This is a genomic window from Mesorhizobium liriopis (assembly GCF_024053505.1).
Lineage (GTDB): Bacteria > Pseudomonadota > Alphaproteobacteria > Rhizobiales > Rhizobiaceae > Mesorhizobium_B > Mesorhizobium_B liriopis.
On sequence record NZ_JAMXQS010000009.1, the window covers coordinates 218,199 to 242,343 of the forward strand.

Annotated in this window: 21 protein-coding genes; 7 read left to right on the forward strand and 14 right to left on the reverse strand. The window is 64.7% G+C overall.

Annotated elements, in window-relative coordinates; all coding sequences use genetic code 11:
* Positions 1-5 precede the first annotated feature (5 nt).
* Entirely contained in the window at positions 6-797 is a 792-nt protein-coding gene (locus NGM99_RS19150; RefSeq protein ID WP_252821922.1) for a DeoR/GlpR family DNA-binding transcription regulator, read from the reverse strand.
* Positions 798-910: 113 nt separating this feature from the next.
* Positions 911-1,990, reverse strand: coding sequence for an HWE histidine kinase domain-containing protein (locus tag NGM99_RS21630; protein ID WP_289852562.1), 1,080 nt, complete (start codon positions 1,988-1,990; stop codon positions 911-913).
* 233 nt (positions 1,991-2,223) lie between these two features.
* Between NGM99_RS21630 and NGM99_RS19165 the strand changes: the two genes are divergently transcribed.
* Both NGM99_RS19165 and nhaA read left to right on the forward strand, forming a co-directional pair.
* Entirely contained in the window at positions 2,224-2,370 is a 147-nt protein-coding gene (locus NGM99_RS19165) for a hypothetical protein (RefSeq protein WP_252821924.1), read from the forward strand.
* A 203-nt stretch (positions 2,371-2,573) separates the two neighbouring features.
* Entirely contained in the window at positions 2,574-3,776 is a 1,203-nt protein-coding gene (gene nhaA, locus NGM99_RS19170; protein WP_252822055.1) for a Na+/H+ antiporter NhaA, read from the forward strand.
* Between the two features lie 9 nt (positions 3,777-3,785).
* Here nhaA and NGM99_RS19175 read toward each other — a convergent pair whose 3' ends face one another.
* On the reverse strand, positions 3,786-4,250 hold the full coding sequence (locus NGM99_RS19175; RefSeq protein WP_252821926.1) for an NUDIX hydrolase: 465 nt from the start codon (positions 4,248-4,250) through the stop codon (positions 3,786-3,788).
* Between the two features lie 172 nt (positions 4,251-4,422).
* On the opposite strand from NGM99_RS19175, the gene NGM99_RS19180 reads away from it, so the two are divergent.
* Complete coding sequence (locus tag NGM99_RS19180; protein ID WP_252821928.1) at positions 4,423-5,301, forward strand: alpha/beta fold hydrolase; 879 nt, start codon at positions 4,423-4,425, stop codon at positions 5,299-5,301.
* A 53-nt stretch (positions 5,302-5,354) separates the two neighbouring features.
* On the opposite strand, the gene NGM99_RS19185 is transcribed toward NGM99_RS19180, so the two are convergent.
* The 4 genes from NGM99_RS19185 to NGM99_RS19200 form a co-directional block, all read right to left on the reverse strand.
* Positions 5,355-8,498 carry a multidrug efflux RND transporter permease subunit gene (locus tag NGM99_RS19185; RefSeq protein WP_252821930.1) on the reverse strand — a complete coding sequence of 1,048 codons (3,144 nt, stop codon included), beginning with the start codon at positions 8,496-8,498 and terminating at the stop codon, positions 5,355-5,357.
* 10 nt (positions 8,499-8,508) lie between these two features.
* Positions 8,509-9,717, reverse strand: a complete 1,209-nt coding sequence (locus NGM99_RS19190) for an efflux RND transporter periplasmic adaptor subunit (RefSeq protein WP_252821932.1) — start codon at positions 9,715-9,717, stop codon at positions 8,509-8,511.
* A gap of 57 nt (positions 9,718-9,774) precedes the next feature.
* On the reverse strand, positions 9,775-10,365 hold the full coding sequence (locus NGM99_RS19195; RefSeq protein ID WP_252821934.1) for a TetR/AcrR family transcriptional regulator: 591 nt from the start codon (positions 10,363-10,365) through the stop codon (positions 9,775-9,777).
* A 211-nt stretch (positions 10,366-10,576) separates the two neighbouring features.
* Complete coding sequence (locus tag NGM99_RS19200) at positions 10,577-11,533, reverse strand: AraC family transcriptional regulator (RefSeq protein WP_252821936.1); 957 nt, start codon at positions 11,531-11,533, stop codon at positions 10,577-10,579.
* Positions 11,534-11,608: 75 nt separating this feature from the next.
* Between NGM99_RS19200 and NGM99_RS19205 the strand changes: the two genes are divergently transcribed.
* Positions 11,609-12,841: an MFS transporter gene (locus NGM99_RS19205; RefSeq protein WP_252821938.1), complete on the forward strand. Its 1,233-nt coding sequence runs from the start codon at positions 11,609-11,611 to the stop codon at positions 12,839-12,841.
* A 57-nt stretch (positions 12,842-12,898) separates the two neighbouring features.
* Here the strand turns inward: NGM99_RS19205 and NGM99_RS19210 are convergent, their stop codons facing one another.
* Genes NGM99_RS19210 through NGM99_RS19220 form a run of 3 tightly spaced genes read right to left on the reverse strand, consistent with a single transcriptional unit; the run spans position 12,899 to position 16,718 of the window.
* Positions 12,899-15,196, reverse strand: a complete 2,298-nt coding sequence (locus NGM99_RS19210) for a xanthine dehydrogenase family protein molybdopterin-binding subunit (protein WP_252821940.1) — start codon at positions 15,194-15,196, stop codon at positions 12,899-12,901.
* Positions 15,193-16,182 (reverse strand): FAD binding domain-containing protein, encoded by a 990-nt coding sequence (locus NGM99_RS19215; RefSeq protein WP_252821942.1) that lies wholly within the window; start codon positions 16,180-16,182, stop codon positions 15,193-15,195. The genes NGM99_RS19210 and NGM99_RS19215 overlap by 4 nt, the downstream gene beginning before the upstream one ends.
* Positions 16,179-16,718, reverse strand: coding sequence for a 2Fe-2S iron-sulfur cluster-binding protein (locus NGM99_RS19220; protein ID WP_252821944.1), 540 nt, complete (start codon positions 16,716-16,718; stop codon positions 16,179-16,181). Before NGM99_RS19220 ends, NGM99_RS19215 begins: the two co-directional genes overlap by 4 nt.
* Positions 16,719-16,935: 217 nt before the next feature.
* Here NGM99_RS19220 and oiaX point away from each other — a divergent pair, with 217 nt between their 5' ends.
* Positions 16,936-18,186 (forward strand): 3-oxo-isoapionate-4-phosphate decarboxylase OiaX, encoded by a 1,251-nt coding sequence (oiaX, locus tag NGM99_RS19225; protein ID WP_252821946.1) that lies wholly within the window; start codon positions 16,936-16,938, stop codon positions 18,184-18,186.
* A 113-nt stretch (positions 18,187-18,299) separates the two neighbouring features.
* Complete coding sequence (locus NGM99_RS19230; protein WP_252821948.1) at positions 18,300-19,970, forward strand: FAD/NAD(P)-binding protein; 1,671 nt, start codon at positions 18,300-18,302, stop codon at positions 19,968-19,970.
* On the opposite strand, the gene NGM99_RS19235 is transcribed toward NGM99_RS19230, so the two are convergent.
* Positions 19,967-20,380: an NUDIX hydrolase gene (locus NGM99_RS19235; RefSeq protein WP_252821950.1), complete on the reverse strand. Its 414-nt coding sequence runs from the start codon at positions 20,378-20,380 to the stop codon at positions 19,967-19,969. The two genes, NGM99_RS19230 and NGM99_RS19235, sit on opposite strands and share 4 nt — an antisense overlap.
* Before the next feature lie 187 nt (positions 20,381-20,567).
* Here NGM99_RS19235 and NGM99_RS19240 point away from each other — a divergent pair, with 187 nt between their 5' ends.
* On the forward strand, positions 20,568-21,140 hold the full coding sequence (locus tag NGM99_RS19240; RefSeq protein ID WP_252821952.1) for a type 1 glutamine amidotransferase domain-containing protein: 573 nt from the start codon (positions 20,568-20,570) through the stop codon (positions 21,138-21,140).
* Between the two features lie 85 nt (positions 21,141-21,225).
* Here NGM99_RS19240 and NGM99_RS19245 read toward each other — a convergent pair whose 3' ends face one another.
* The 3 genes from NGM99_RS19245 to NGM99_RS19255 all read right to left on the reverse strand — a co-directional run bounded on the left by NGM99_RS19245 (position 21,226) and on the right by NGM99_RS19255 (position 24,127).
* Positions 21,226-21,516: a DUF3175 domain-containing protein gene (locus tag NGM99_RS19245; protein ID WP_252821954.1), complete on the reverse strand. Its 291-nt coding sequence runs from the start codon at positions 21,514-21,516 to the stop codon at positions 21,226-21,228.
* A 68-nt stretch (positions 21,517-21,584) separates the two neighbouring features.
* Positions 21,585-22,517 (reverse strand): sugar phosphate isomerase/epimerase family protein, encoded by a 933-nt coding sequence (locus tag NGM99_RS19250; RefSeq protein ID WP_252821955.1) that lies wholly within the window; start codon positions 22,515-22,517, stop codon positions 21,585-21,587.
* An 89-nt stretch (positions 22,518-22,606) separates the two neighbouring features.
* Positions 22,607-24,127: a glycerol-3-phosphate dehydrogenase gene (locus NGM99_RS19255; protein ID WP_252821957.1), complete on the reverse strand. Its 1,521-nt coding sequence runs from the start codon at positions 24,125-24,127 to the stop codon at positions 22,607-22,609.
* Between the last annotated feature and the right edge of the window lie 18 nt (positions 24,128-24,145).

Genomic DNA, 24,145 nt, shown 5'->3' on the forward strand with positions numbered 1-24,145 from the left:
ATTCGTCAGGCGGCTTCCTCCGCTGCGTCACCCATAAGGGCCGTTTCGATCAGGTCTACCTCCGCCTCGCGGCATACCGCGCGGAATTCGTCCGAAGGACAGCGGTCGGTGATGAAGGTGTGTACCTGTCGCAAGTGCCCGATGCGCACGGGCGCGCTGCGCTCGAACTTGGCGGAATCGGAAACGAGGATCACATGGCGTGCATTCGCGATGATCGCCTGCGCCACCTTCACCTCGCGAAAGTCGAAGTCGAGCAGCGCACCATCCGCGTCGATGGCGGAGACGCCGATCACAGCATAATCGACCTTGAACTGGCGAATGAAATCGACCGCCGCTTCACCCACGATGCCGCCATCCGAGCCGCGCACCACGCCACCCGCGATGATGACTTCTATGCCGGCGCGCACGCGCATGCGGTTCGCCACATTGATGTTGTTGGTGATCACCATCAGCCCCTGATGGTCGACCAGCGCTTCGCCGACCGCTTCGGTCGTGGTGCCGATATTGATGAAGAGCGAGGCGTTGTCGGGGATCAGCTTTGCCGCGGCCTGCCCGATCGCGATCTTCTCTGTCGCTGCCATTTCGCGCCGGGCCTCGTATTCGAGGTTCTCGACGCCCGAGGGAAACAGCGCGCCGCCATGGATGCGCGAAAGCAGGCGGCGGTCGCAGAGATCGTTCAGATCCTTGCGGATCGTCTGTGGCGTCACCGCGAAATGGGCGGCGAGATCGTCCACGAGCACGCGGCCTTGTGCCTTGGCGAGCGCGATGATCGCTTCATGGCGCGGCGGCAGAAACATGGTGCGGCTCCCTCCCGGCTTTCTCGGACTGACGCTTCTTGGCGAGCGCAGGGATCAATCTAGGCGAAGACGCGAAGCCAGAAAAGCAGGGGTGAAGGAGCGCTCTGCCGCGCTTACCGCATCGACCATTGCGTCGCTTCGCGGCCCAGCCCTTCCGCCGGGGCGCTCAGGCGAAGCACGACGCCCTCGCTGGCGAAGTCGAGTTCCGCCGTGCCGCCGAACTCGGCTGCGAGGACGCGCTCCACCACGCGCGTGCCGTAACCCTTCTGCTTCGGCGGGCTGACCGTGGGGCCGTCGCTTTCGCGCCATTCGAGATCGAGTTGCCCGTCTCTCACCGTCCAGCGCACCGAAACCTTGCCCTCGGGCTCGGACAGGCTGCCATAGGCAAGTGCGTTCGAGGACAGTTCGTGGATCGCCAGCGACAGCATGGTGGCGATGCGGGGCTTGAGCCGCACATCGGGGCCTTCCAGCGAGATCCGGTCGCCGAACTGCGTCATCAGTGGTTCGATGGCGCCACGCACCACGTCCCCCAGAAGCGCGCTTGCCCAGGCCTCTTCGGTCAGCACATCATGAGAGCGCGCAAGCGCCTGGATGCGGCCGGTGACGGCATTGGCGATCTCCTGCGGCACGGCGGCGTCGCGCAATGTGGCGAGCACCACCGTCTGCACGGTGGCCAGCGTGTTCTTCACACGGTGGTCGAGCTCGCGATTGAGCAGGAAGCGGTGTTCCTCCGCGCGCTTGCGGTCGGTGACGTCGAGCTGGGAGGCGAAGAAGTAGATCAGATCGTCGCCGTCGAAGACGGGCGAGAGCAGAAGCGCGTTCCAGAAGGTGGAGCCGTCCTTGCGATAGTTCAGGATGTCGATCGCGATGCTGTCACGCTTCTCGACCGCTTCGCGCACGCGTTGCACGTCGTCGCGGCGGGTGGCCGGACCCTGCAGGAAGCGGCAATTGCGGCCGAGGATCTCGTCGCGCCCGTAGCCGGTCAGGCGTACGAAGGCGTCGTTGCAGAACACGATCGGGTTGTCGTCCCGGCGCGGGTCGGTGATCACCATCGGCATGCGCGTGGTGCGCACGGCGGATGCGAAAGGATCCGAACTTTCCGCATTGCCCATGTGAAGCTCATGGTCGACCCGCCGACGTTCGACCTCACTCACATTGACCTCGCGGACCATCCGTTTGCTTGCAGGCTTCATGTAGCTTCTGCTGGTGCCGCTGGCTACCGCTTTATGCTCTTCGTTGCTTCACGATGGAACGGTGCCGATCGGGAGCGAGGGCGCCGCTCTCTCATGCAGGCAGCCCTTTCGCCCGATTTCTCCTTGCCTTGATGCGACTAAAGTCCGATCTTCAGCCCATCACGAGACGCAGGGCGACAGTGTCGGCCGAACGGACGAGGAACGATGCCCGCTTTGCGAAAAAGAGCCGCCTGATGGAAAACAAGCTGTCAGGCTTCGGCTTCCTGTGCGTGATCGCGCTTGCGGTGGCCCTTCTCTGGTTCGTGTTCGGGGAGCGTTTCGCGGCTGCTCCCGATGCGCCCTCCGGCACGCCGCCGAGCGCCACGCCCAACCCGCAATAGGCGGACGACGCCGTTCGGACGAGCACGGGCGAGGGATTGAAAGCCCATACTGCCGCAGTGTTTGCGCCAGTTTTTGCCTCACTGCGGCATGGACTTTTCGAGCCTTGGAAACTACCTCTCTTTCCAAGCGTGTGCTGCGTGCGCCCGAGTCTGAAGGCTCGAATACGGAGAACGTGTTCAACCGTTTTCCCGAAGGCGCAGCTTTGACTCTCCCACATCACCGCTCATTCCGTTTCCGCCGGCCCGTCTCGGTGCTGCGCGCCTTTCTCGACAGTTCCGCTTCTGGCGGGCTCGTGCTCATGGGCGCGGCCGCGCTCGCGCTGCTTGTGGCGAATTCGTCCTGGGCGCCCGCCTATTTCGGGGCGCTTTCCCTTTATCTCGGCCCTTTGAGCCTGTCGCACTGGATCAACGACGCGCTGATGGCGCTGTTCTTTCTGATGGTGGGGCTCGAGATCAAGCGCGAGATGCTGGATGGGCAGCTTGCCTCGTGGAACCGGCGCATCCTGCCGGGCGTGGCGGCTCTGGGCGGCATGGCCGTGCCGGCGCTGATCTTTCTTGTTTTCAACGGGCATGATCCTGCGACCGCGCGGGGCTGGGCCATCCCGTCTGCCACCGACATCGCCTTCGCGCTCGGCGTGATGTCGCTCTTGGGCAACCGCGTGCCCGCTTCGCTGAAACTGTTTCTGGCAGCGCTCGCCATTATCGACGATCTGGGCGCCGTGCTGATCATCGCGCTCTTCTACAGCGGGACGCTCGATTTTGCGATGCTGGGTGGCGCTGCCCTGGTGCTGGTCCTGCTCTTCGCGCTCAACCGGGCCGGCGTCCTGCGGCTCTGGGTCTATCTCATCTTAGGAGCCGTGCTCTGGTTCTTCGTGTTCCGCTCAGGCATCCATGCGACCGTCGCGGGCGTGCTTCTGGCGCTGGCCGTTCCCTTGCAGCCCTCGCCCGCGCGGCCCGACGATTTGGCGCATTCGCCGCTCCACAGGCTCGAACACGGGCTTCAAGGCTGGGTGACGTTTCTCGTGATCCCGATCTTCGGCTTTGCCAATGCCGGCGTGTCGCTGGCCGGGCTGTCACTCGGCGTGCTCGGCGATCACCTGACGCTGGGTGTGGCGCTCGGGCTCTTTCTCGGCAAGCTCATTGGCGTGTTCGGCAGCGCGTGGGCGATGATCAAGCTGGGTTGGGCGGAGATGCCGGCGGGCGCCTCGACGTGGCAACTCACGGGCACTGCCATGCTCTGCGGCATCGGTTTCACCATGAGCCTGTTCATCGGGCTTCTCGCCTTTGCCGACAATCCCGCACTGCAAGCGGAAGTGAAGATCGGCATCATCATGGGCTCGCTGGCGGCAGGGCTGATGGGCGCCGCCATTCTGCGCTTCGCGCCGCGCGGCGATCCGGTCCCGTGATGCCCTGGCCTAGTCGGCCACAGGCTTGCGGGATGTGACATAGCGCTCGATCAGGTCGGCGAGTTCGGGCTCATCGACCAAGCGCGCGGCATCGAGCCCGGGCAGCCACTGGCGCTCGCGCTGGTGCTTCTCGAGCCATGTCCCTTTCTCTTCCGTGACCTGAAGCTCGAAAACATCCACCGTCACGGGCACGAACACGGTGTCGAGCCGCTTCCAGTAATGGTAGGCGCCGATCGGCTTCTTGGCGGTCGTGCCCAGAACGCCGGCTTCCTGCTCGGCCTCGATGGCTGCCGCCCGCGCCCGAGACCGGCCCTTCATCGGCCAGCCCTTAGGCACCACGAAGCGTCGGGTCTCGCGGGACGTCAGAAGCAGGATTTCGACGCCGCCTTCGGGCGTTTCGCGCACGGGCAAAGCGGCGATCTGTTGAACGCCTTGCGTTTTCTTAGCCAGCTTGCGGACGCGCTTCTCCTTCATGCGCCCAGCCTATCAAGTTTCGTACCACTGGCGAAAGCGTGGAATGCGACTGCGGCAGGCTCGGACGGAAAATAGAAGCCGGCTGCGGTTTGAAGCTGGGACCGCTCCCGACGATCGTGCCGGGAACAAAGATCCGTGCCGGCCATTCGCTGCCCGACGGAGGTGAGATGCCATGCCCAGCGTGACCACCAGCAAGCTCGAGATCGCCTATGAGGATAGCGGGCCGCAGGACGGGCCGGTGGTTCTTCTGCTTCACGGCTGGCCCGACGATGCGTCCTCATGGAACACGGTGGCCGCCCGGCTGAATGGCGAAGGGTTCCGAACATTGGTGCCCACATTGCGCGGTTTCGGGGCCACGCGCTTTATTCGAGCCGACACGCCGCGCACAGGCAGCATCGGGGCGCTGGCGGTCGATGCGATCGAGTTTTGCGATGCGCTCGGCATCGAGACGCTGTTCGTTGCAGGCCATGATTGGGGCGCAAGCATCGCCGAGGCGTTGGCGATCGGCTGGCCCGAGCGGGTCGTGCGCCTTGCCATGCTGTCTTCAGCGCCCCGACTCGGCGGACTGAAGACGCCGCCCTTCTGGCACGCGCAATTGCAATGGTATCACTGGTTCATGGCGACGAAGCGTGGAGAAGAAGCCGTCCGCAACGACCCACACGGGTTCGCCCATATCCACTGGGTCAACTGGGCGCCGCCTGGCTGGTTCAGCGAGGAAACCTTCCTGGAAGTCGCCAAGAGCTTCAGCAACCCCGACTGGGTGGATGTGACGCTCCATTCCTACCGTTCACGCTGGGGCGAGGCGGAGCTCGATCCTGAGACCGCTTGGTTGGACGAGAAGGTGAGGGCCACGGAAACGCTGACGCTGCCCAGCCTCTATATCCAGGGACAGGCGGATGGCGTGAACCCGCCCGAAGCCACCAAAAGCGTGCCCTCGAAATTCAGCGGGCCGTTCGAGTCTATAACACTTCCCGGCGTCGGCCACTTTCCGCAGCGCGAAGCACCGGAAGCAGTGGCGCAACTGCTGAGCAGGCATTTCGGTGCCACTTGAAAGCAAAAGGCCCGGCAGTTTTCACCGCCGGGCCTTTTCTCATTGAGTCTGATTTATTCGGCCGGGGCCAGACTCGGCTCCGACGCCTGGGCTTCCGGCTTCGGCTTGTCCTTCGAGCGCACCAGCTTCATCACGAACACGAAGAAGACCGGCACGAAGAAGACCGCGAGCACCGTGGCCGAGATCATGCCGCCGAGCACGCCCGTGCCGATCGCGTTCTGGCTGGCAGCACTCGCGCCCGTCGCGATCGCCATCGGCACGACGCCCAGCGTAAAGGCCAGCGAGGTCATCAGGATCGGGCGGAAGCGCAGATGGGCGGCTTCGAGTGTCGCGTCCATCAGCGAATAGCCTTGTGCCCGCAGATCCTTGGCGAATTCGATGATCAGGATCGCGTTCTTGGCCGACAAACCGATGATCGTGATCAGGCCCACCAGGAAGTAGACGTCGTTCGACATGCCGCGCAAGGTGACTGCGGCCACCGAGCCGATCACGCCGAGCGGCACCACCAGCATCACCGAGAACGGGATCGACCAGCTCTCGTAAAGGGCTGCGAGCAGCAGGAAGATGAACAGGATCGACAGCGCGATGAGTGCCGGCGCCTGACTGCCCGACTGGATTTCCTGCAGGGACTGGCCCGTCCACTCATAGCCGAAGCCCTGGGGCAGTTCGCCCGCGATGCGCTGCAGTTCCTGAATGGCCTCACCCGAGGAATGGCCCGGAGCGGCTGCGCCGCCGATGCGCACGGACGGATAGCCGTTATAGCCGACGATCTGGGTCGGACCCCGCTCCCACGACACGGTGGTGAAGGAGGAGAGCGGCACCATGCCCCCGTTGCTGTTGCGCACGTTGATCTTCAGAAGATCGTCCGCCTGCACGCGCTGCAGCCCGTCCGCCTGCACCGTCACGCGCTGGAGGCGGCCGGCATTGGGGAAGTCGTTGACATAGGCCGAGCCCAGATTGGTGGTGAGCACGGCATTCACGTCGGCGAACGAAACGCCGAAGGTGTTCGCCTTCTCGCGGTCGATGTTGAGACGGATCTGGGCGGCGTCCGGCAGGCCGGTGACGCGGGTGCCGGCGAGGATCGGACTTTGGGCGGCCAGCCCCATGAACTGGTCGCGCGCGGCGGCGAGTGCCGCCTGGCCTTGGCCGGCACGATCCTGAAGGCGGAAATCGAAGCCGCTCGACTGGCCCAAGCCCTGAATGGGCGGCGGCGAGAGCGCGAACGAGATCGCATCCTTGAGCCCGAAGAGCTGGCCGTTGACGCGGCCCGAGATCGCATCCGCCGAATCCTCGGGGCCGCGCTCGTCCCAGTCCTTGAGCGTCGCGAACATCAGGCCGGCATTCTGGCCCGAGCCCGAAAAGGAGAAGCCGTTGATGGCGATGGTGGTCGCGACGGCCTTTTCCTTTTGATAGATGCCTTCGATCTGCTTGACCACGTCGAGCGTGCGCTCGAAGCTGGCTTCCGCAGGCGCCTGGATGTCGGTGATCGTGTAGCCCTGATCCTCGTTGGGCAGGAAGGCGCTCGGCAGGCGCAGGTAGAACCAGCCAAGCCCGGCGAGAAGGGCGAGATAGATCACCATCAGCCGCTTGGGCCTGTGGATCATCCAGCCCACCGCGCCGCTATATTTGCGCGAGGTCTTGTTGAAGCCGCGATTGAACAGGCCGAAGAAGCCGCGCTTTTCGTGATGGTCCTCCGACACCGGCTTGAGGAACGAGCCGCACATGGCCGGCGTCAGCGAAAGCGCCAGCACCGCCGAAAACAGGATGGCGGCCACCATGGTCAGCGAAAACTGCTGGTAGATGATGCCGACCGCGCCGGGGAAGAAGGCCATGGGGATGAACACGGCCGCCAGTACAAGCGTGATGCCGATGATGGCGCCCTGAATCTCGCCCATCGCCTTGACGGTCGCTTCCTTGGGCGGAAGCTTTTCCTCGGCCATGATGCGTTCGACGTTCTCGACCACCACGATGGCGTCATCGACCAGAATGCCGATGGCGAGCACCATGGCGAACATGGTGAGCACGTTCACCGAGAAGCCGGAGATATACATCACCGCCAGCGTTCCCGCGAGCGCGATCGGCACCACGATCAACGGGATCAGGGTGTAGCGGATGTTCTGCAAAAACAGGAACATCACCAGGAACACCAGCACGATGGCTTCCAGAAGCGTGTGGATCACCTTTTCGATCGATTTCGAAACGAAAGGCGAGGTGTCGTAAGGGATGTCGTAGGACACGCCCTGCGGGAAGAAGCGTGCGAGTTCGTCCATGGTCGCCTTGACGGCCGTCGCCGTTTCCATGGCATTGCCCGTGGGCGAGAGCTGGACGCCGATGGCCGCACTCGGCTTGCCGTTCTGGCGCGCCGAGAAGCTGTAGCTTTCGCCGCCGATCTCGACCCGCGCGACATCACGCAACCGCACGGTAGAGCCGTCCGGATTGGCGCGCAGCACGATCGAGCCGAACTCGTCGGGCGAGGCGAGCTGCCCCGTCACGTTGACGATGGCCGAAATCTGCTGGCCAGCGGGCACCGGGTTCTGGCCGATGCTGCCAGCCGCCACCTGCGCATTCTGCGCCGAAATGGCGTTGGTCACATCCGCCGGCGTCAGGTTGAGGCCGACCATCTTGTCGGGATCGAGCCAGATGCGCATGGAGCGCTGGGTCGAGAAGAACTGTGCCTGACCGACACCCGGCACGCGCCGCACTTCGTTGAGCACGTTGCGGTTCATGTAGTCGCCCAGGCCGATGGCATCCATGCGGCCGTCGTCCGAGAGAAGCGTGACCACCAGAAGGAACGACGAACTCGCCTGCTCGACGCGGATGCCCTGCGTCACCACGGTCTGCGGCAGGCGGGATTCCACGCGGGCGATGCGGTTCTGCACCTCGACCTGGGACTGGCCGATATCGGCACCGGGCCGGAAGGTGACATTGATCGAGATCGACCCCGACGATTCGGAAGTCGACTCGAAGTAGAGCAGATCGGGCGCGCCGTTCAGCTCTTCCTCGATCAGGCGCGTCACGCTCTGATACATGTCCTCGGGCGAGGCACCCGGATAGGTGGCCGAGATCTGGATCTGCGGCGGGGCGACGTTCGGATATTGCGCGATCGGCAGGAAGGGCAGGGCGATCACGCCCGCCAGCAAGATGAAGATCGCGACGACCCAGGCAAAGATCGGCCGGGCGATGAAAAAGCGCGACATGGCCTGTTCCTTACTTGGCTGAGGCCGTGTTTTCGGGCTGGTCCTGCCCGGTGCCACCCTGCTGCGGCGGCGCATCCGGGTTCCAGGGCGACGGATTGATCGGCGCGCCGGGACGGATCTTCTGGAAGCCTTCGGCGATGACCTTCTCGCCGCCCTTCAGACCTTCGGTGACCACCACGCGCTCATCGACCGTGCGGCCAGTGCGGATGGGCAGGATCTCGGCCTTGTTCTCGGCGCCCACGAGGTAGACCTGCGCATTGCCGCCCGCATCGCGTTGCACGGCCTGCTGGGGCACGGTGATTGCGTTGCGCTCGATGCCCTGCTCGATCAGGACGCGCACATACATGCCCGGCAGAAGATCGCTCTTGGGGTTGGGCACTTCGGCGCGCAGCGTCACCTGGCCGGTGGTCTGGTCGACGGTTGCTTCGGAGAACAGGAAGCGGCCCTGCGAGCCGTATTCGCTGCCGTCGTCGAGCTTGATGCGCACGCGTGCTTCGGTCGGCGACATGCTTTCCACCGTGCCGGCCTCTGCCGCGCGCTTGAGCGACAGAAGCGCATTCGAGGACTGAGTGAAGTCCACATAGACGGGATCGAACTGCTGGATGGTGGCGAGATTGTCGGTGCTCGACACCAGCGCGCCCTCGGTGATGTCGGCGCGCCCGATGCGGCCGGCGATCGGCGCCTTCACCTCGGAATATTGCAGGTTGAGCTCGGCCGCAGCCAGACTCGCGCGGGCCGCAGCCACATCGGCATCGGCCTGGGCGAGGGCGGATACGGCCGAATCTTCCTGCGAGGCGCTGTTGATGCGGCGCTCGCGCAGTTCGCGCTGGCGGTCGGCCGTCTGGCGGGCCTGAACCTGACCGGCCTCGGCACGCTGGAGCGTCGCCTTGGCGCTGTCCACCTGAACCTGGAACGGAGCCGGATCGATGCGGTAGAGCACGTCGCCCGCCTTGACGAGGCTGCCCTGCTCGAAGATGCGCTCGACGATGATGCCCGACACGCGCGGGCGTACCTCGGCGATGCGGGTCGGCGCTACGCGGCCCGGCAATTCGTTGGTGATGGGCAGGCTCTCGGCCTTGGTCTCGACGAACGAGACGGGCGACGGCGGCATGGCGGGCGGGCCACCCTGCGCCTGGCCCTGGCCGCCCGCATCGCTGCAAGCCGTTGCGAGTGCGAGGAGAGAAGAAAGAACGATAAACTTGGCAGATGCGGACTTCATGAGAACGATCCGAAGGTGAAAAAGGAAAACAAAAACAGTGAAAGGAGACGTCGAAAATTATTGAAGTGCGGGCAGTTCTTTCGTGGATGAACCGGTCGGGGCGGGGTCGTCGATCATGGCGGCGATGTCGCCGAGAATTCTGGCTCTTTCCTCGGGCGGCCAATCGTAAAGCCCTAGGAACTCCATCAGTTTGAGACCTTGGACGGCGAGAAACGCGATCTGAGCCTTGGCTGGATCGGTCGATGTTTCCTGGATCTCAGTCATCGTGCTGCCGACGAGCTTTTCCCATCCGTGGCGCAGTTCGGCGTCGAGACTGGCGGCAGCACAGAGATTGATGCCGACAGACTGCGCCCGGCAGTCCATTCCCTGGCCGATGGTTGCGATGAAAGCCTTGATGAGGGCGTTGGCCTCGCCTTGGCGCGCCAGAACCGCCGCATCCATCTTGGCGCGCTCCTTATCCAGGCGGCGTTCGCTCACCGCGCGGATCAGCGCTTCCTTGGACTTGTAGTCGTAGAGAACGGTGGCCTTGGAGATGCCGGCCTCGGTCGCCACGGCATCAAGGGTGAGGCGCGCCGCACCATCGCGCACGACCACGGCCTCGGCCGCGTCGAGCACGCTGTCTTTGTCGATCGTACGAGGACGGGACATCAGCCACCAGTTTATTTCCAACCGGTTGGTTATTTATGCTGCATCGCACAGTGTGTCAAATGATAGATGCGACTTTCAACAATTGGGATGCCTCTGCGGAAGGCTCAAGAGGAAAGGGGGCGAAAATAAAAAAGAGGCGCCGAACGCCCCTTTTCATGCATGCCGCCAGTGGCAGCTTCAGGCGCGGGCCGCAGCGGGGCACATCGCTCGCTCAGGCGGCCTGGGCGCGCATACGACCGGGTGCGGTGCCGATGATGCGCTTGAAGGCGCGGCTGAACGAGGCCTCGGAATCGTAGCCCAGGCGATGGGCGACCTCGGCGATGCGGTCGCGGTCGCGCGAAATCCACTGGCGGGCCTGATGCATGCGGACCTGCGCCACATAACGCGCCGGCGTTTCGCCGACGATCTGTGCGAACTTTTCCGCGAAGCTCGAACGCGATGCGCCCATCAACCTGGCGAGTTCGGCGACCGTCCAGTCGCGCTCGGGCTCGGCATGGATGGCGGCAAGCACGCGGCCGACCTCGCGGTCGCGCACGGCGGCAATCCAGCCCTTCGCATTGCCGCAGCCATGCTCGACCCAGGAGCGGATGATCTGGGCCGCGAGCACATCGGCCAACCGCGCAAGGATGCCGCCGGCACCGACCCGGCTCATGCCGCATTCGGAAACCATGGCGTTCAGGAGATGCGGGATGGTGGGCTCGCTCTTCATCAGTTCCTGCGCGCGCATCATGTCGGGCATCATGCGCATCAGGGGATGCAGGCGGTCGAGATTGAAGCGCATCGAGCCGCAGAACAAAAGCGACTGACCGCCCGAGCCGCCACCGTGGAAATCGAACACGTCCTCGCAGATCGCGCGGCATTCGCGGCGGGGAAAGGCTTTGGGCTCGAGGCCGGGGTGGCTTGCCAGCATATGGGCCGCGCCATGCGGGATCAGCACCGCGTCGCCCGCGGTCAGCTCCTCCCACTCGCCTTCCGGGGTAAAGAGCCAGCAGCCTGTTTCGGCGACGAAGTGGAAGCGCGCATCCTCCTGCTTGGGAAAGGTGAAGCACCAGGGCGCGGCAAGCTGGCAACGGCCATATTCCACGCCGTCGAGCCGCAGGCCCTGCAGCATGTCCGTCAAAGGATCGCCCGATGGCAGGATGTCGGATTTGGACGAATGGTCAAGCATAACGGATTTTCTAGCATGGAAGCTCCAGATAATCGAGCCTAGTTGAAGCGCTCGATTTGATGGAGACATGGTTCCATGTCCGACTGGGCTTCTTCCTCTCCGCGCGACTTCGCCGAGCCGCCTGTGCAAACCGCCGTGCCGGCCACGGTCGAAAAGCCCGCATGGGCGGCGGTCGTTTCACTGACCTTCGGCGTGTTCGGTCTCGTCACTGCCGAGTTCCTGCCGGCCAGCCTGTTGACCCCGATGGCCGCCGAGCTCGGCGTGTCGAACGGAGCCGCGGGCCAAGCCGTGACGGCAACGGCCGTGGTCGCCGCATTCGCCGGGCCGCTTCTGGTTCTGGGTTCGGGCCGGATCGATCGGCAGAAGATCGTCTGGACGCTCAGCACGATGCTCGTGGTATCGAGCCTTTTGGCGGCATTCGCCACGAACATCACGGTGCTGCTTCTGGCCCGAGCGCTCCTAGGCTTCGCGCTGGGTGGCTTCTGGGCGATGGCGGCAGCCTTGGCACTCCGCCTCGTGCCGACGGCCATGGTGCCGCGCGCGATGTCGATCATCTTCACTGGCGTGTCGGTGGCCACCGTGTTCGCCGCACCCCTCGGCGCGTTCCTGAGCGGCTTGTGGGGCTGGCGCGTCACCTTCATGGCCGCAGCGGGCATCGGCGTGGTCGCACTTCTGGTGCAGCTTGCGACCCTGCCCAAGCTGCCGCCGGTCGCAGCTCCCGGCCTGTCCTCCTTCGCCATCGTGCTCAAGCGGCGTTCGGTCCAGGTCGGGCTCGGCACGGTGCTGCTCGTGATTTCCGGCCACTTCGCGGGCTTCACCTATATTCGGCCTTTTCTCGAACAGGTGTCGGGGCTCGGCATCCAGACGATCTCGCTGGCGCTCCTGGCCTTCGGCATCGGTGGTTTCCTGGGCAATCTCGCCGGTGGCGTGATCGCCGAGAAAAGCGCGCGGATCGCGGTCGGCAGCGGCTCGCTGCTTCTGGCGGGCGCGGCCCTTGCGCTGATCGTCTGGGGTGCGACGGGCAGCGTTGCATTTGCCGCGACCGCGCTCTGGGGCTTCGCGTTCGGTGGCTTTCCCGTTTCGATCTCGAGCTGGAATGCACGGGTCGCGCCCGATCAGGCGGAAAGTGCCGGCGCGCTTCTCGCCACGAGCTTCCAGGTAGCCATTGCCAGCGGGGCGGTGATCGGCGGGTTGCTGGTGGACGGCATGGGGCCGGTCGGCGTCATCGGCTACGCACTGGTCGTCATCCTCGCCGGCGCGCTGCTGATGCTGGTCGCGGGGCGCGGGCGGGAGCAGGCGCCCCACTGATCTGCGGGCCTTCGCAATCTGAACGGCGCGGCGAGAGACGCCGCGCCGTTTTTGTTTCTACAACAGCTTGTCGAGCGTGATCGGCAGGTCGCGCACGCGGCGGCCGGTGGCGTTGTAAACGGCGTTCGCGATGGCAGCCGCCACGCCGGTGATGCCAATCTCGCCGATACCCCGCGCGCCCAGCGGCGCGTGCGGGTCGGGGATGTCGGTCCACATCACCTCGATCTCAGGCACGTCCATGTGAACGGGCACATGGTATTCGGCGAGGCTCGGATTCATGATCCGCCCGCTGCGCGGGTCGAACAGCGTTTCCTCCGTCAGCGCCAAGCCGATGCCCATGATCATGCCGCCGCGAAACTGGCTGGTGGCGGTCTTGGCATTGAGGATGCGGCCGCAGTCGAAAGAGCCCAACATGCGGCACACGCGCACTTCGCCCGTGACGCTGTTGACGCGCACCTCGGCGAATTGGGCGGCGGTCGAGTGCATGGAATATTTCATCATCTCGAGCGGCGGGGGGGCGGCAGCTTCCACTTCCAGATGGTCGCGGCCGGCGCGGGCAAGGATCGAGGCATAGGTCTCGTGGCGCCCGGGCTCATCGACGCTGGCCAACCCCTCGTCGCGTGCTTCGAGCTTGTCGGCGCCCAAGCCTGCCAGCGGCGAGTCGTTGCCGGCCAGCCGGATCAGTTCCTTGACCAGTTCGTCGTTGGCCGCGATCACGGCCGCCGAAATCGAGGCGGTCTGTGTCGAGCCGCCCGCCAGCACACCCTTGGGCAGGCTGGTGTCGCCGTAATCGAAGCGGACCTTTTCGAGCGGCAGGCCGAGCCGCGCGGCGGCCGCCTGTGCCTGAACGGTGGCCGTGCCCATGCCCATTTCGTGGACGGCGGTGGACACCACGGCCGAGCCGTCGGCTTCGATGCGGATGCGCGCCGAGCCGCCGGGCATGCGGTGGTAAGGGTATGTGCCGGTGGCGCAGCCCAGGCCCACCAGCCACTCGCCCTCGCGACGCGCGCCCGGCTTGGGGTCGCGCCTGTTCCAGCCGAAGCGCTCCCCGCCCTGTTCGAAGCACTGCAGCAGATAGCGCGACGAGAACGGATTGTTCGAGGTCGGATCCTTTTCGGGTTCGATGCGGCGGCGCAGCTCGATCGGGTCGAGTTCCATCTGCTCGGCGAGCTCGTCCAGTGCGCATTCGAGCGCGAACGTACCGACCGACTCGCCCGGCGCGCGCATGAAGGTGTTGGCCATCATGTCCATGTCCGCCACGCTCTGTTCGAGGCGGAAACTCTTGGACGCATAAAGGTGGCGGGCCGGGAAGGTGAACTGTTCGGGGCAGTTGTTGTGCTCGGTCATGGCGACCGTGCCGGTGTGGATGAGCGCCCTCAGCGAACCGTTGCGCTCGGCACCGAGCGCCACGCGCTGTTCGGTGGTGGTGCGCCCACCGACGATGCGGAACACGCTTTCGCGCGACAGCACGATGCGCACCGGCCGCCCGGACAGCCTGGACGCGGCCGCCGCCAGGATCTGGTGGTTCCACAGCGCCTTGCCGCCGAAACCGCCGCCCACATAGGGCGAGGAGACATGGACCTGATCGGGGTTGATGCCGAAAATCTCGGCCAGCGTTCCCGCCGTGCCATTCAGCATCTGGGTCGCGTCGTGGACGGTCAGCTCATCGCCGTCCCATCTGACGGTCGCGCCATGGAGCTCGATGGCGTTGTGGTTGTGGCGCGGCGTGCGGAAGACGAGATCGACCCTGTGATGCGCCTCGTTGAGTTCCTTTTCGGCGTCGCCGATTTCGAACAGCGGGGGCTCGCCGAGGATGGATTGGGGGTGATGGGCCGCGAGCTTCGCCGCCTGGAAGTCGGTGACGGCGGTGGCGCTTTCATACTCGACCTTCACCAGGGTCGCGGCATGGTCGGCCTGTTCCTGGGTCTCGGCGAGTACCAAGGCGACGGGCTCGCCGTTCCAGTGGATGTCGCGATTCTGCATCACGGGCAGGTCGCTGGCGCCCACCGCGTCGGGACGCGACATGAACATGGCCGGCGCATTCATGCGCGGGGCGTTCTCATGGGTCATGACGAGAACGACGCCGGGCGCGGCTTCGGCTTTCGACGTATCGAGCGAGGTGATGTGCCCGCGCGCGATGGTCGAATGGACGAGCGTCGCATAAGCGAGGCCTTCCATCGGCACCTCTGCCGCAAAGCGCGCTTGGCCCGCGACCTTGAGCGGCCCGTCCACGCGCGAGATCGGCGCGCCGAGGAGGCCGTGCTTTTCGCGTAAAGGGTCGGGCGAAGCGCCCGGCAACCAGCGGTCGGGAACGAAGCGAACGGCCGTCTTCACGGCATCCTGGATGATGCTCATGCTGCATCTCCTTTCAGTTCGGAAAGCACGGCGGTGATCGTCCGCCTGGCGAGCTCGACCTTGAAGGCGTTGTCGCGCAAGGGGGCGGCATCCGTGAGTTCGGCTTCGGCCGCGGCGCGGAAATTCGCTTCCGTTGCCGGCTGGCCGCGCAGGGCGTCTTCCGCTTTCAGGGCACGCCACGGCTTATGGGCGACGCCACCGAGCGCGAGGCGGATGTCGCGCACGCTGCCGTCCTCGCTGAGATCGAGTGCAGCACCCACCGACACGAGCGCGAAGGCGTAGGAGGCACGGTCGCGCACCTTGCGGTAGGTGGAGCGCCTGGCAAAGGACAAAGCGGGGATCTCGACCGCCGTGATCAGCTCATGGGGCTGGAGCACGGTTTCGATATCGGGCCGTCCTTCGGGCAGGCGGTGAAGATCGGCGAGCGGGATCCGGCGCGTGCCGTTGGCGCCCTCGAGGTGCACGACCGCATCGAGTGCGACGAGCGCCACGCACATGTCGGAGGGATGCGTGGCCACACAAGCCGGCGAGGCGCCGAGGATCGCGTGGATGCGGTTGAAGCCGTCCAGCGCATCGCAGCCGGCCCCCGGCTCGCGCTTGTTGCAGCGCGCGGCATCGTCGTAGAAATAGGCGCAGCGGGTGCGCTGGAGAATATTGCCCCCCACCGTCGCCATGTTGCGGATCTGGCCGCTGGCGCCTGCGAGGATGGCACGTGCGAGGAGCGGGAAATCGCGGCGAACCGTGAGGTCGGATGCGAGCGCGGTGTTGGTCGCCGCCGCCCCGATCAGAAGCGAGCCGTCGGGGCGCGTTTCGATGGTGCGCGACAGGCCCGAGACGTCCACCAGACGCTCCGGTGTCTCGATGGTCTCGCGCATCAGATCGACGAGATTGGTGCCGCCGCCGAGATATTTCGCGGAGGCGCTGTTTGAGGCCATGCGCACGGCATCCGGCGCGGTTGCCGCGCGTTCGTACTGGAACGGTGTCATGCCGCTTTCCTCGCCCCTGCGTCGCCCTTTTGCGAGCCATCCGCCGCGAAGGTCTCGGTGATGGCGTCGATGATGCCGTTATAGGCACCGCAGCGGCAGAGATTGCCGCTCATGCGCTCGCGCAATTCGTCGTGGCTGAGCGTCACCGTCTCATCGCCCAGATCGGCGGTCACCACGCTCGGCACGCCGCGCGCGGCTTCGCCCGCCATGCCGATCGCCGAACAAAGCTGGCCCGGCGTGCAGTAGCCGCACTGGAAGCCGTCATGCTCGACAAAGGCCTGCTGAAGCGGGTGCAGGCTGCCGGTCTGGCCCAGGCCCTCGACCGTTGTGATCGCGCGACCCTGATATTGCACGGCAAGCGCCAGGCAGCTGTTGATGCGCTCGCCATCGACCAGAACCGTGCAGGCGCCGCAGGCACCCTGATTGCAGCCCTTTTTCGAGCCCGTGAGCCCGAGATGGTCGCGCAAAAGATCGAGCAGCGACGTTCGCGGGTCGAACTCGGCCTCGACTGGTTTGTCGTTGATGGTGAAGCGCATCGGTCCTCCGGCATGGGAGAGGCAAGACGAGCGCCAAGGAGCATGATCCCCGTTGGCGTCGGCTTACGAGGGACATCAGCGAAACGATTTAGAGCAACATTTGATAAGGGCCAGAGGGAACGCATGACGCCTGCGTGAGGGCGCGCCTTGCGTCGGTGAAGTGGTCGTTATACCAGTGCGGTCGTTCTTCCCGTCCCCACAGCAAGGTCGCGTTTTCATGATCGAACTGACTTACCTGATCGAAACGCCAGGCAGCGTCGAGAAGATGGCGGCCAAGATCGCCAGCGATCAGTCCACCGGGACCTTCGTGGCGCTGGCCGCCGAAACGGACGAGCTGAAGGCGCGGGCTGCGGCGCGGGTGCTGAGTATAGAGACGCTGGAACCGGTCGAACGCCCCTCATGGCCGGAAAGCGAAGACGGGCCGTTCAACCGGGCGCTCGTGACGATCGGCTTTCCGTTCGACGCGGTCGGCACCGATCTGTCCGCACTCATGACCATCGCCATTGGCGGGACCTTCGCGATCAAGGGGCTGACGGGATTGCGGGTGGTCGGCATGAAGCTGCCGGAAGAGTTCCGGGGCGCCTATCCCGGGCCGCTTTATGGGGTGGAAGGCAGCCGCAGGCTGACGGGTGTCGAGGGGCGGCCGATCATCGGCACGATCGTGAAGCCGGCGCTGGGCCTCCTGCCGCATGAGACGGCGGAACTGGTGGGCGAGTTGATCTCGTCGGGCGTCGATTTCGTGAAGGACGACGAAAAACTGATGAGCCCGCGCTATTCGCCGCTCGAAGAGCGGGTGAAGGCCATCATGCCGCGGGTGCTCGACCATGAGCAGAAGACGGGAAAGAAGGTGATGGTCGCCTTCAACATCTCCCATGTCGATCCCGACCAGATGATGCGCAACCACGATATCGTCCTGGCTCACGGCGGCAATGCCGCGGTGGTCAATATCGCCTCCGTCGGCATGGGCGGCATGGCGTTTTTGCGCAAGCGCAACCAGCTCTGCATCCATGCGCATCGCAATGGCTGGGACGTGCTGACGCGCCATCCCGGGATCGGCTTCGACTTCGCCGTCTGGCAGCAGTTCTGGCGGCTGTTGGGCGTCGATCAGTTCCAGATCAACGGCATCAAGATTAAGTACTGGGAGCCCGACGAGAGCTTCGTGCGCTCGTTCGAAGCCATCACCACGCCGATCTTCGAACCAGCCGACCGCGCACTTCCCGTGGTCTGCTCGGGCCAGTGGGGCGGGCAGGCACCGGAAACCTATCAGCGCACGGGCCGCACCGTGGACCTTCTGTATCTCTGCGGCGGCGGCATCGTCAGCCATCCGGGCGGACCGGCGGCGGGCGTCGTCGCGGTGCAGCAGGCTTGGGAGGCGGCGGTTACGGATATTCCGCTCGAGGAGTTCGCAAAGAGCCATCCCGAACTCAAGCAGTCTCTGGAGAAATTCGGCGATGGCAAGGCTGCATAAAGCCTCTCCAAAAACTAACAAATGAGAGAGTCAAAACTTTTCGGTGAGCAGGCAACTTTGATGACCCGATCGCGTCATCTTAGCAATTGTTGAGTTCTCCGGAGTAACCTCCCTTGCCAAGCATCGCCCCCCTGCCGACAATCGCCGTTGTCGGGTCAGGACCCACGGCTCTCTATACGCTTTCGGCCTTACAGAAGGCGAGGACGCCGCTCGACATCACCGTGTTCGAGGCGCTGGACGAGGCCGGGCGGGGGTCGCCTTATGCCCCTTCCATCAACAACAAGGTGATGCTGTCCAACATCGCCAGCATCGAAATCCCACCTGTGCTCGACACGATGGTGGGCTGGCTCGAAACGCGGACGGACAAGGAGCTCGCCGCCATCGGGCTCGAGCGGAGTGAAATCGACGAGCGGGAATATTATCCGCGCCTGATTCTCGGCACCTATCTCAAGGCCCAGTTCGACGGGCTGATCACCGCCCTTCAGGCGGACGGTCACACCGTGCGTGTCGAGACAGGTGCCCGGGTGACGGATGCCGCGCTCCTGTTCGAGAAGATCAGGCTGACGGTGGAACGGACGGATGGTGCCGCTTCTTCCCGCCTGTTCGACCATGCCGTGCTCGCCACCGGTCATAGCTGGCCGGACCGCACGGAGATCAAGCCGGGTTATTTCACCTCGCCCTGGCCGGCCTCTGCGCTCAACGGCATTCGCAATTGTTCGCTCGGGATTCGCGGCACCTCGCTCAGCGCCATCGATGCGCTGATGACGGTGGCGACCAACCATGGTGCATTCGTCGAACAGGATGGCGGTGGCTTGCGCTACGAGCCAGAGCCCGGCACCGAAGGGTTCAAGGCCACGATCATGTCGCGCAAGGGGCTGATCCCCGAGGCCGACTTCTTCTACCACCTGCCGTTCCACCCGCTTTCAATCTGCACGGAAGAGGCGATGGAAGCGCTGGTGGAGTCCGGGCGGACCGATCTGCTCGAGGCCGTCTATGAGCTGTTCGCGCGTGAGCTCGCGCGGGCCGACCCGGATTATGCGGCGCGGATCGGGCTTGAAGAGCTGAACGTCGATACGTTCGCCGAGGCCTATTTCGCGGAGCGGCAGCGTCAGGACCCGTTCGATTATGCGCGGGCCAATCTGGCGGAGGCCAAGGGGAATGCGGCCAACCACTACGCCGTGCCGTGGCGCTATGCGATCCTGCGCATGCATGAGGTGATCGCGCTGGTCGTGCCGCATTTCAGCGTGGCCGATCTCGAGCGCTTCCATCGCTCGTTCAAGGCCATCTTCGTGGACGACTATGCCTCGGTGCCGCATGAGTCGATCGAGCGCCTGCTGGCGCTGCACGAGGCGGGCAAGCTGAGCATTCTGAAGCTCGGCGAGGATTACGATCTCGACGCGGAAGGGCCGGAGCCGGGCGCGGTTCTGATGCTCGACGGCAAGCTGATCCATTACCCCGCTTTCGTGGAAGCGCGGGGACAGGAAAGCCTGTCGGCCGACGATATTCCGTTCCCGACGCTGCTGCGCCAGGGTGTGGTGCGCAAGTCGGCGGGCGGGCGTGGCATCGCGCTGGACGACAGCTACCGCCTGAGCTTCACGCGACCGCTCCGCCGCGAGATCTACTGCCTGTCGCTGCCTTTCCTGCTTTACCGCCACCCCTTCGCGCAGGGCATCACGAGTTCGCACGAACTCGGCGAATGCGTGGGCGCGGCGATTCTGGAAACGATCGAGAAGAGTGTCCGGGCGGATGTAGCGGCTTCCGAGAGAGAAGAGCTCGCCGCTTAAGTGTTGGCGGCGAGTGTCTCGCTCAGCCCGCTGAAGAGCTTCCGGTAGGCTTCGAGCGCGAGCGGTTCGAGTTCGGCCGCCACTTGTGGCAAAAACCATTCGAGTGCCGTGTGCTCGTGATTGGTAGGACGCGGCTCGCCGCCTGCCCAGCGGTCCACACGGAAGATGCGGTAGGGCTCGGTTTCGCTGACGGCGTAGTCGGTGAGAATGGAATAATCGAGGGGCACGACGCCGATCTCTTCCAGCGTCTCGCGCAGAAGAGCGGCTTCGAACGTCTCGCCGTCCTCGACATGGCCGCCGGGCATGTCCCAGCAGTCCGGCCATGTCTTTTTGCTTTGGCTGCGCCGGCCCAAGAGAACCTTGCCGTCGCGAACCAGAAGCGCGCCGACGATGGGCTTTGCATTCGCCATGATCTTCCGGTCCCCGCTGTTTCCGCTCGGGCAATCTAGAGCCGTCGCGGAAAGGATGTAGGTGCCGGCTCGCAACAGCGTGTGTGCGTTTTGGGGAACGCCCGAGCACCGTCCCCGTTCGCACATCGAGCGGCCGGGCTGTGGTTCGGCCTGCGATGTTTGATCTGATTTCGAAAGGACCGATACCATGAAGCTTCAAGGCAAGAAGATCGCCATCCTGATCGCCCCGCGCGGCACGGAAGAGCCGGAATTCGTGAAGCCCAAGCAGGCCGTCGAGGCCGAAGGCGCGGAAGTCACCGTGATCGGGCTGAAGGCCGGCGAAGCGCAGGCGGTGAACAACGATCTCGACCCGGGCGGTTCATACACGGTCGACAAGACCGTCGATCAGGTATCACCATCCGATTTCGACGGGCTCGTGGTGCCGGGCGGCTCGGTGGGCGCCGACAAACTGCGCGCCGACGAGAAGGCCGTCGCCTTCGTGCGTGGCTTCTTCGAACAGGCAAAGCCTGTCGGCGTGATCTGCCACGGACCCTGGACACTGGTCGAGGCCGATGTGCTCGAAGGGCGCACCGTCACCTCGTTCCCTTCGATCAAGACCGACATCGAAAATGCCGGCGGGACTTGGGTGGACAAGGAAGTGGTCGTGGACAAGGGGCTCGTCACCAGCCGCAAGCCCGACGACCTGCCGGCCTTCTGCGCCAAGATCGTGGAAGAGTTCGCCGAAGGCAAGCACCCCGAACAGGCGCGCAGTGCCGCGTGATCGGCCGCTGAGCTAAAACCGGCGCGATGATCCAGGGGCGTCGCGCCGGTTTCTGTTTGGAGAGTGGCGGTTCAGGCGGGTCCGTTCAATCATCCTGCCGCGGTCGCCCGAAGAGGCCGCGCAACTCGTCCTTGGCATCTTCCAGAACTGACTTCTGCTTTGCCGGCAGGTTCTTGCCCGCGCGGTTGATGTAGAAGTTCAGCATCGACATCGCCGACTGGAACGGTTCCGCCTTGCGGCGGTGGCTGTGCTCGGCGGAAGCTTTCAGCGATTTCGCGATCTCTTTCGGGTCATGGGACTCGAAGATGTGGTCTTCGAGGTCCATTGCGTCGCTGTGCTCGGAAACATCGGCCGACCATTTTTCCTTTTCCGCCATGGCGAATTCCTCCGGGTGATCGGAGGCAATCGGTAAAGGCTGGTCGAGTTCCCGGGGCGCGGGAAACGTCAGATCTTCAGGTCGCTCGCGCCCGTGTCGATGAAGGGCGCCCAGAAGGCGATGCTTTCGGCAATGGCGGGGATCACGCGGCGGTCGTCGGGCTCGCGTTCCTTGAAGGAGAGCTCGAGGCAGATCTCGTTGTCTTGCGCGCCGCCTTTGGCAAAGGCTGCCAGCAGCTTCTCGGGCTGGATGCGGCCCGTCGCGTTGTGCTCGGCGGTGAAGGGGCGGTGGCCGCTCTTGTCCATCTTGCTCTGCTTGATATGGATGATCGGCGAGACTTTCGGCACCGCTCGCGCCCAGGCGTAAGGGTCGGTGTCGTCCGGGTCGGGCGACGACACGTCGCCATGGTCGATGTCGGCCATCATCCAGAAGGGAATGGCGAAAGGCGCGGCACTCAGGCGGTCCTGCAGCGCCATGCATTCCTTGATCGTGTGGCCGAACTCGCGGCCGACCGACATGGGTTCCCAGAAGATCGATGTGAGGCCCGCTGCCTTGCCGTGCTCGGCGACTTCGGCCCAGCAGTCGATGGCGATCTGGATGAGCTCTTCGCGGCGGGCCGGGTCGTCATAGTCGGCAAAGGTGAAGATCGCGAACTGCGTGCCGACGCTGGTGCCGCCGAGATCGGCGGTGACGTCGGCGAAAGTCTTGAACCAGTCCACATAGTAGCGGCGCACATCGCGGTCGGGATGGCCAAAATGGTTGAGGCGCCCATAGGGCCCGGTCATGCCGGATGTGACACGCACGCCGGTGCGCCGAAGCGCGGCATCCATCTGGCGCGTGAGACGGCGGATGACGGGCGGGGCCCACGAAGGGTTGATGAATTCGTGGGTGAGCTGAAGGTCACGGATGCGAAGATCGCGGGCGACGGTGGTGATGAGATCGTCGGGGTCGGCGAAGCGGTTGACGAGGGGGTTGGTGTTCAGGGAGAGGGAAAGGGGCATGGGCTTTGGGCTTCGGGACGTTTGAAGAAGGAATGAGGCGGTGACGACCCCCTCCCCACAAGGGGGAGGGGAGCTGCTACGTCACGAACTTAAGCCACCGCCGCCGTCTGAACGTTCTGCTCTTCGAACCATTCGCGAAACGCCTGCACCTCCACCGGCGACAGATGGACACCGTGCTTGGTTCGGCGGCGCAGGACGTCATCCGGGGTGCGGGCCCATTCCTTGGCGATGAGGTAGCGGACCTCCGCTTCATAAAGGTTGCCGCCGAAATGCTGGCCGAGATCCGCATGGGAGCGGGCGGTGCCGACCACGTCTTTCGTGCGCGCGCCATAAAGGCGGCCGTAGTGGTGGACGAGCGGACGCGACATCCACGGATAGGTATCGCGCAGTTTCGCGGCGAATGAGACGAAATCGGCATTCTCGATTTCGCCGCCGGGAAGCGGCGCGGTGGCCGTCCAGGCCTTGCCCATGTTCGGAAAGATCTTGTCGAGCTTTTCGAGCGCGTGTTCGGACAGCTTGCGGAAGGTGGTGATCTTGCCGCCGAAGATGTTCAACAGCGGTGCGCCGCCCGTCTCGTCGAGGTCGAAGGTGTAGTCGCGCGTGACGGCGGAAGGGTTGCCCTGGCCGTCGTCGAAGAGCGGACGGACGCCGGAGAAGGTCTGCAGCACATCCTCGCGGCGCAGCTTTTCCTTGAAATAGCGGTTCACGGCATTCAGGAGGTAGGAGATTTCCTCTTCCGAGGCCTCCACCTTTTCGGGCGCGCCTTCGTAAGGGATGTCGGTGGTGCCGATCAGCGCCTTGTTGCCTTCGTAGGGGTTGATGAAGATCACGCGCTTGTCGTGGTTCTGGACGAGATAGGCATGCGGCCCTTCCCAGAATTTCGGCACGATGATGTGGCTGCCTTTTACGAGCCGCACCGCGCGCTGGCTGTTGGAACCGGCGACGCGGCCGATGATGTCGTTGACCCAGGGACCGCCGGCATTCACCACGGCACGGGCGCGCACCTGGGTCTTCGCGCCCGAGCGGAGATCCTGCATCTCGATCAGCCACCCGCCATTGTCGCGCCGCGCGCTGGTGCAGGCGGTGCGGGTATAGACCTTGGCGCCCTTTTCGGCGGCCGCCACGGCGTTGAGCACCACGAGGCGGGAATCGTCCACCCAGCAGTCGGAATATTCGAAGCCGCGCGTGTATTTGGTCTGGATCGGCGCGCCCTCGGGATCACGGCGCAGGTTGAGGCTGCGCGTGCCGGGCAGCTTCTTGCGCCCGCCCAGATGGTCGTAAAGGAAGAGGCCCAGGCGCACGAGCCAGGCGGGGCGGTCTTCCGGGCTGTGCGGCAGCACGAAGCGCATGGGCCAGATGATGTGGCTCGCGGAATTGAGCAGCACCTCGCGCTCGATCAGTGCCTCGCGCACGAGGCGGAACTCGTAATATTCGAGATAGCGCAGCCCGCCATGGACCAGCTTGCCCGAGCGCGAGGACGTGCCCTCGGCAAGGTCGTCCTTTTCGCACAGGATCACGGACAGGCCACGGCCCGCGGCATCGCGCGCGATGCCGGCCCCATTGATGCCACCGCCGATGATGAAGAGATCCACTGTCTCGGTTTCGCTCATGGTTTTCTCCTGGGCGAC

Excerpts from the sequence above, each read along its gene's own strand:
- NGM99_RS19190 (WP_252821932.1), bottom strand. The coding sequence starts at position 9,717 with ATGAAGTCCGCATCTGCCAAGTTTATCGTTCTTTCTTCTCTCCTCGCA.
- NGM99_RS21630 (WP_289852562.1), bottom strand. The coding sequence starts at position 1,990 with ATGAAGCCTGCAAGCAAACGGATGGTCCGCGAGGTCAATGTGAGTGAG.
- NGM99_RS19250 (WP_252821955.1), bottom strand. The coding sequence starts at position 22,517 with ATGCCCCTTTCCCTCTCCCTGAACACCAACCCCCTCGTCAACCGCTTC.
- NGM99_RS19195 (WP_252821934.1), bottom strand. The coding sequence starts at position 10,365 with ATGTCCCGTCCTCGTACGATCGACAAAGACAGCGTGCTCGACGCGGCC.
- NGM99_RS19205 (WP_252821938.1), top strand. The coding sequence starts at position 11,609 with ATGTCCGACTGGGCTTCTTCCTCTCCGCGCGACTTCGCCGAGCCGCCT.
- NGM99_RS19245 (WP_252821954.1), bottom strand. The coding sequence starts at position 21,516 with ATGGCGGAAAAGGAAAAATGGTCGGCCGATGTTTCCGAGCACAGCGAC.
- NGM99_RS19185 (WP_252821930.1), bottom strand. The coding sequence starts at position 8,498 with ATGTCGCGCTTTTTCATCGCCCGGCCGATCTTTGCCTGGGTCGTCGCG.
- oiaX (WP_252821946.1), top strand. The coding sequence starts at position 16,936 with ATGATCGAACTGACTTACCTGATCGAAACGCCAGGCAGCGTCGAGAAG.
- NGM99_RS19240 (WP_252821952.1), top strand. The coding sequence starts at position 20,568 with ATGAAGCTTCAAGGCAAGAAGATCGCCATCCTGATCGCCCCGCGCGGC.
- NGM99_RS19180 (WP_252821928.1), top strand. The coding sequence starts at position 4,423 with ATGCCCAGCGTGACCACCAGCAAGCTCGAGATCGCCTATGAGGATAGC.
- NGM99_RS19165 (WP_252821924.1), top strand. The coding sequence starts at position 2,224 with ATGGAAAACAAGCTGTCAGGCTTCGGCTTCCTGTGCGTGATCGCGCTT.
- NGM99_RS19175 (WP_252821926.1), bottom strand. The coding sequence starts at position 4,250 with ATGAAGGAGAAGCGCGTCCGCAAGCTGGCTAAGAAAACGCAAGGCGTT.
- NGM99_RS19235 (WP_252821950.1), bottom strand. The coding sequence starts at position 20,380 with ATGGCGAATGCAAAGCCCATCGTCGGCGCGCTTCTGGTTCGCGACGGC.
- NGM99_RS19220 (WP_252821944.1), bottom strand. The coding sequence starts at position 16,718 with ATGCGCTTCACCATCAACGACAAACCAGTCGAGGCCGAGTTCGACCCG.
- NGM99_RS19210 (WP_252821940.1), bottom strand. The coding sequence starts at position 15,196 with ATGAGCATCATCCAGGATGCCGTGAAGACGGCCGTTCGCTTCGTTCCC.
- NGM99_RS19255 (WP_252821957.1), bottom strand. The coding sequence starts at position 24,127 with ATGAGCGAAACCGAGACAGTGGATCTCTTCATCATCGGCGGTGGCATC.
- NGM99_RS19150 (WP_252821922.1), bottom strand. The coding sequence starts at position 797 with ATGTTTCTGCCGCCGCGCCATGAAGCGATCATCGCGCTCGCCAAGGCA.
- NGM99_RS19215 (WP_252821942.1), bottom strand. The coding sequence starts at position 16,182 with ATGACACCGTTCCAGTACGAACGCGCGGCAACCGCGCCGGATGCCGTG.
- NGM99_RS19200 (WP_252821936.1), bottom strand. The coding sequence starts at position 11,533 with ATGCTTGACCATTCGTCCAAATCCGACATCCTGCCATCGGGCGATCCT.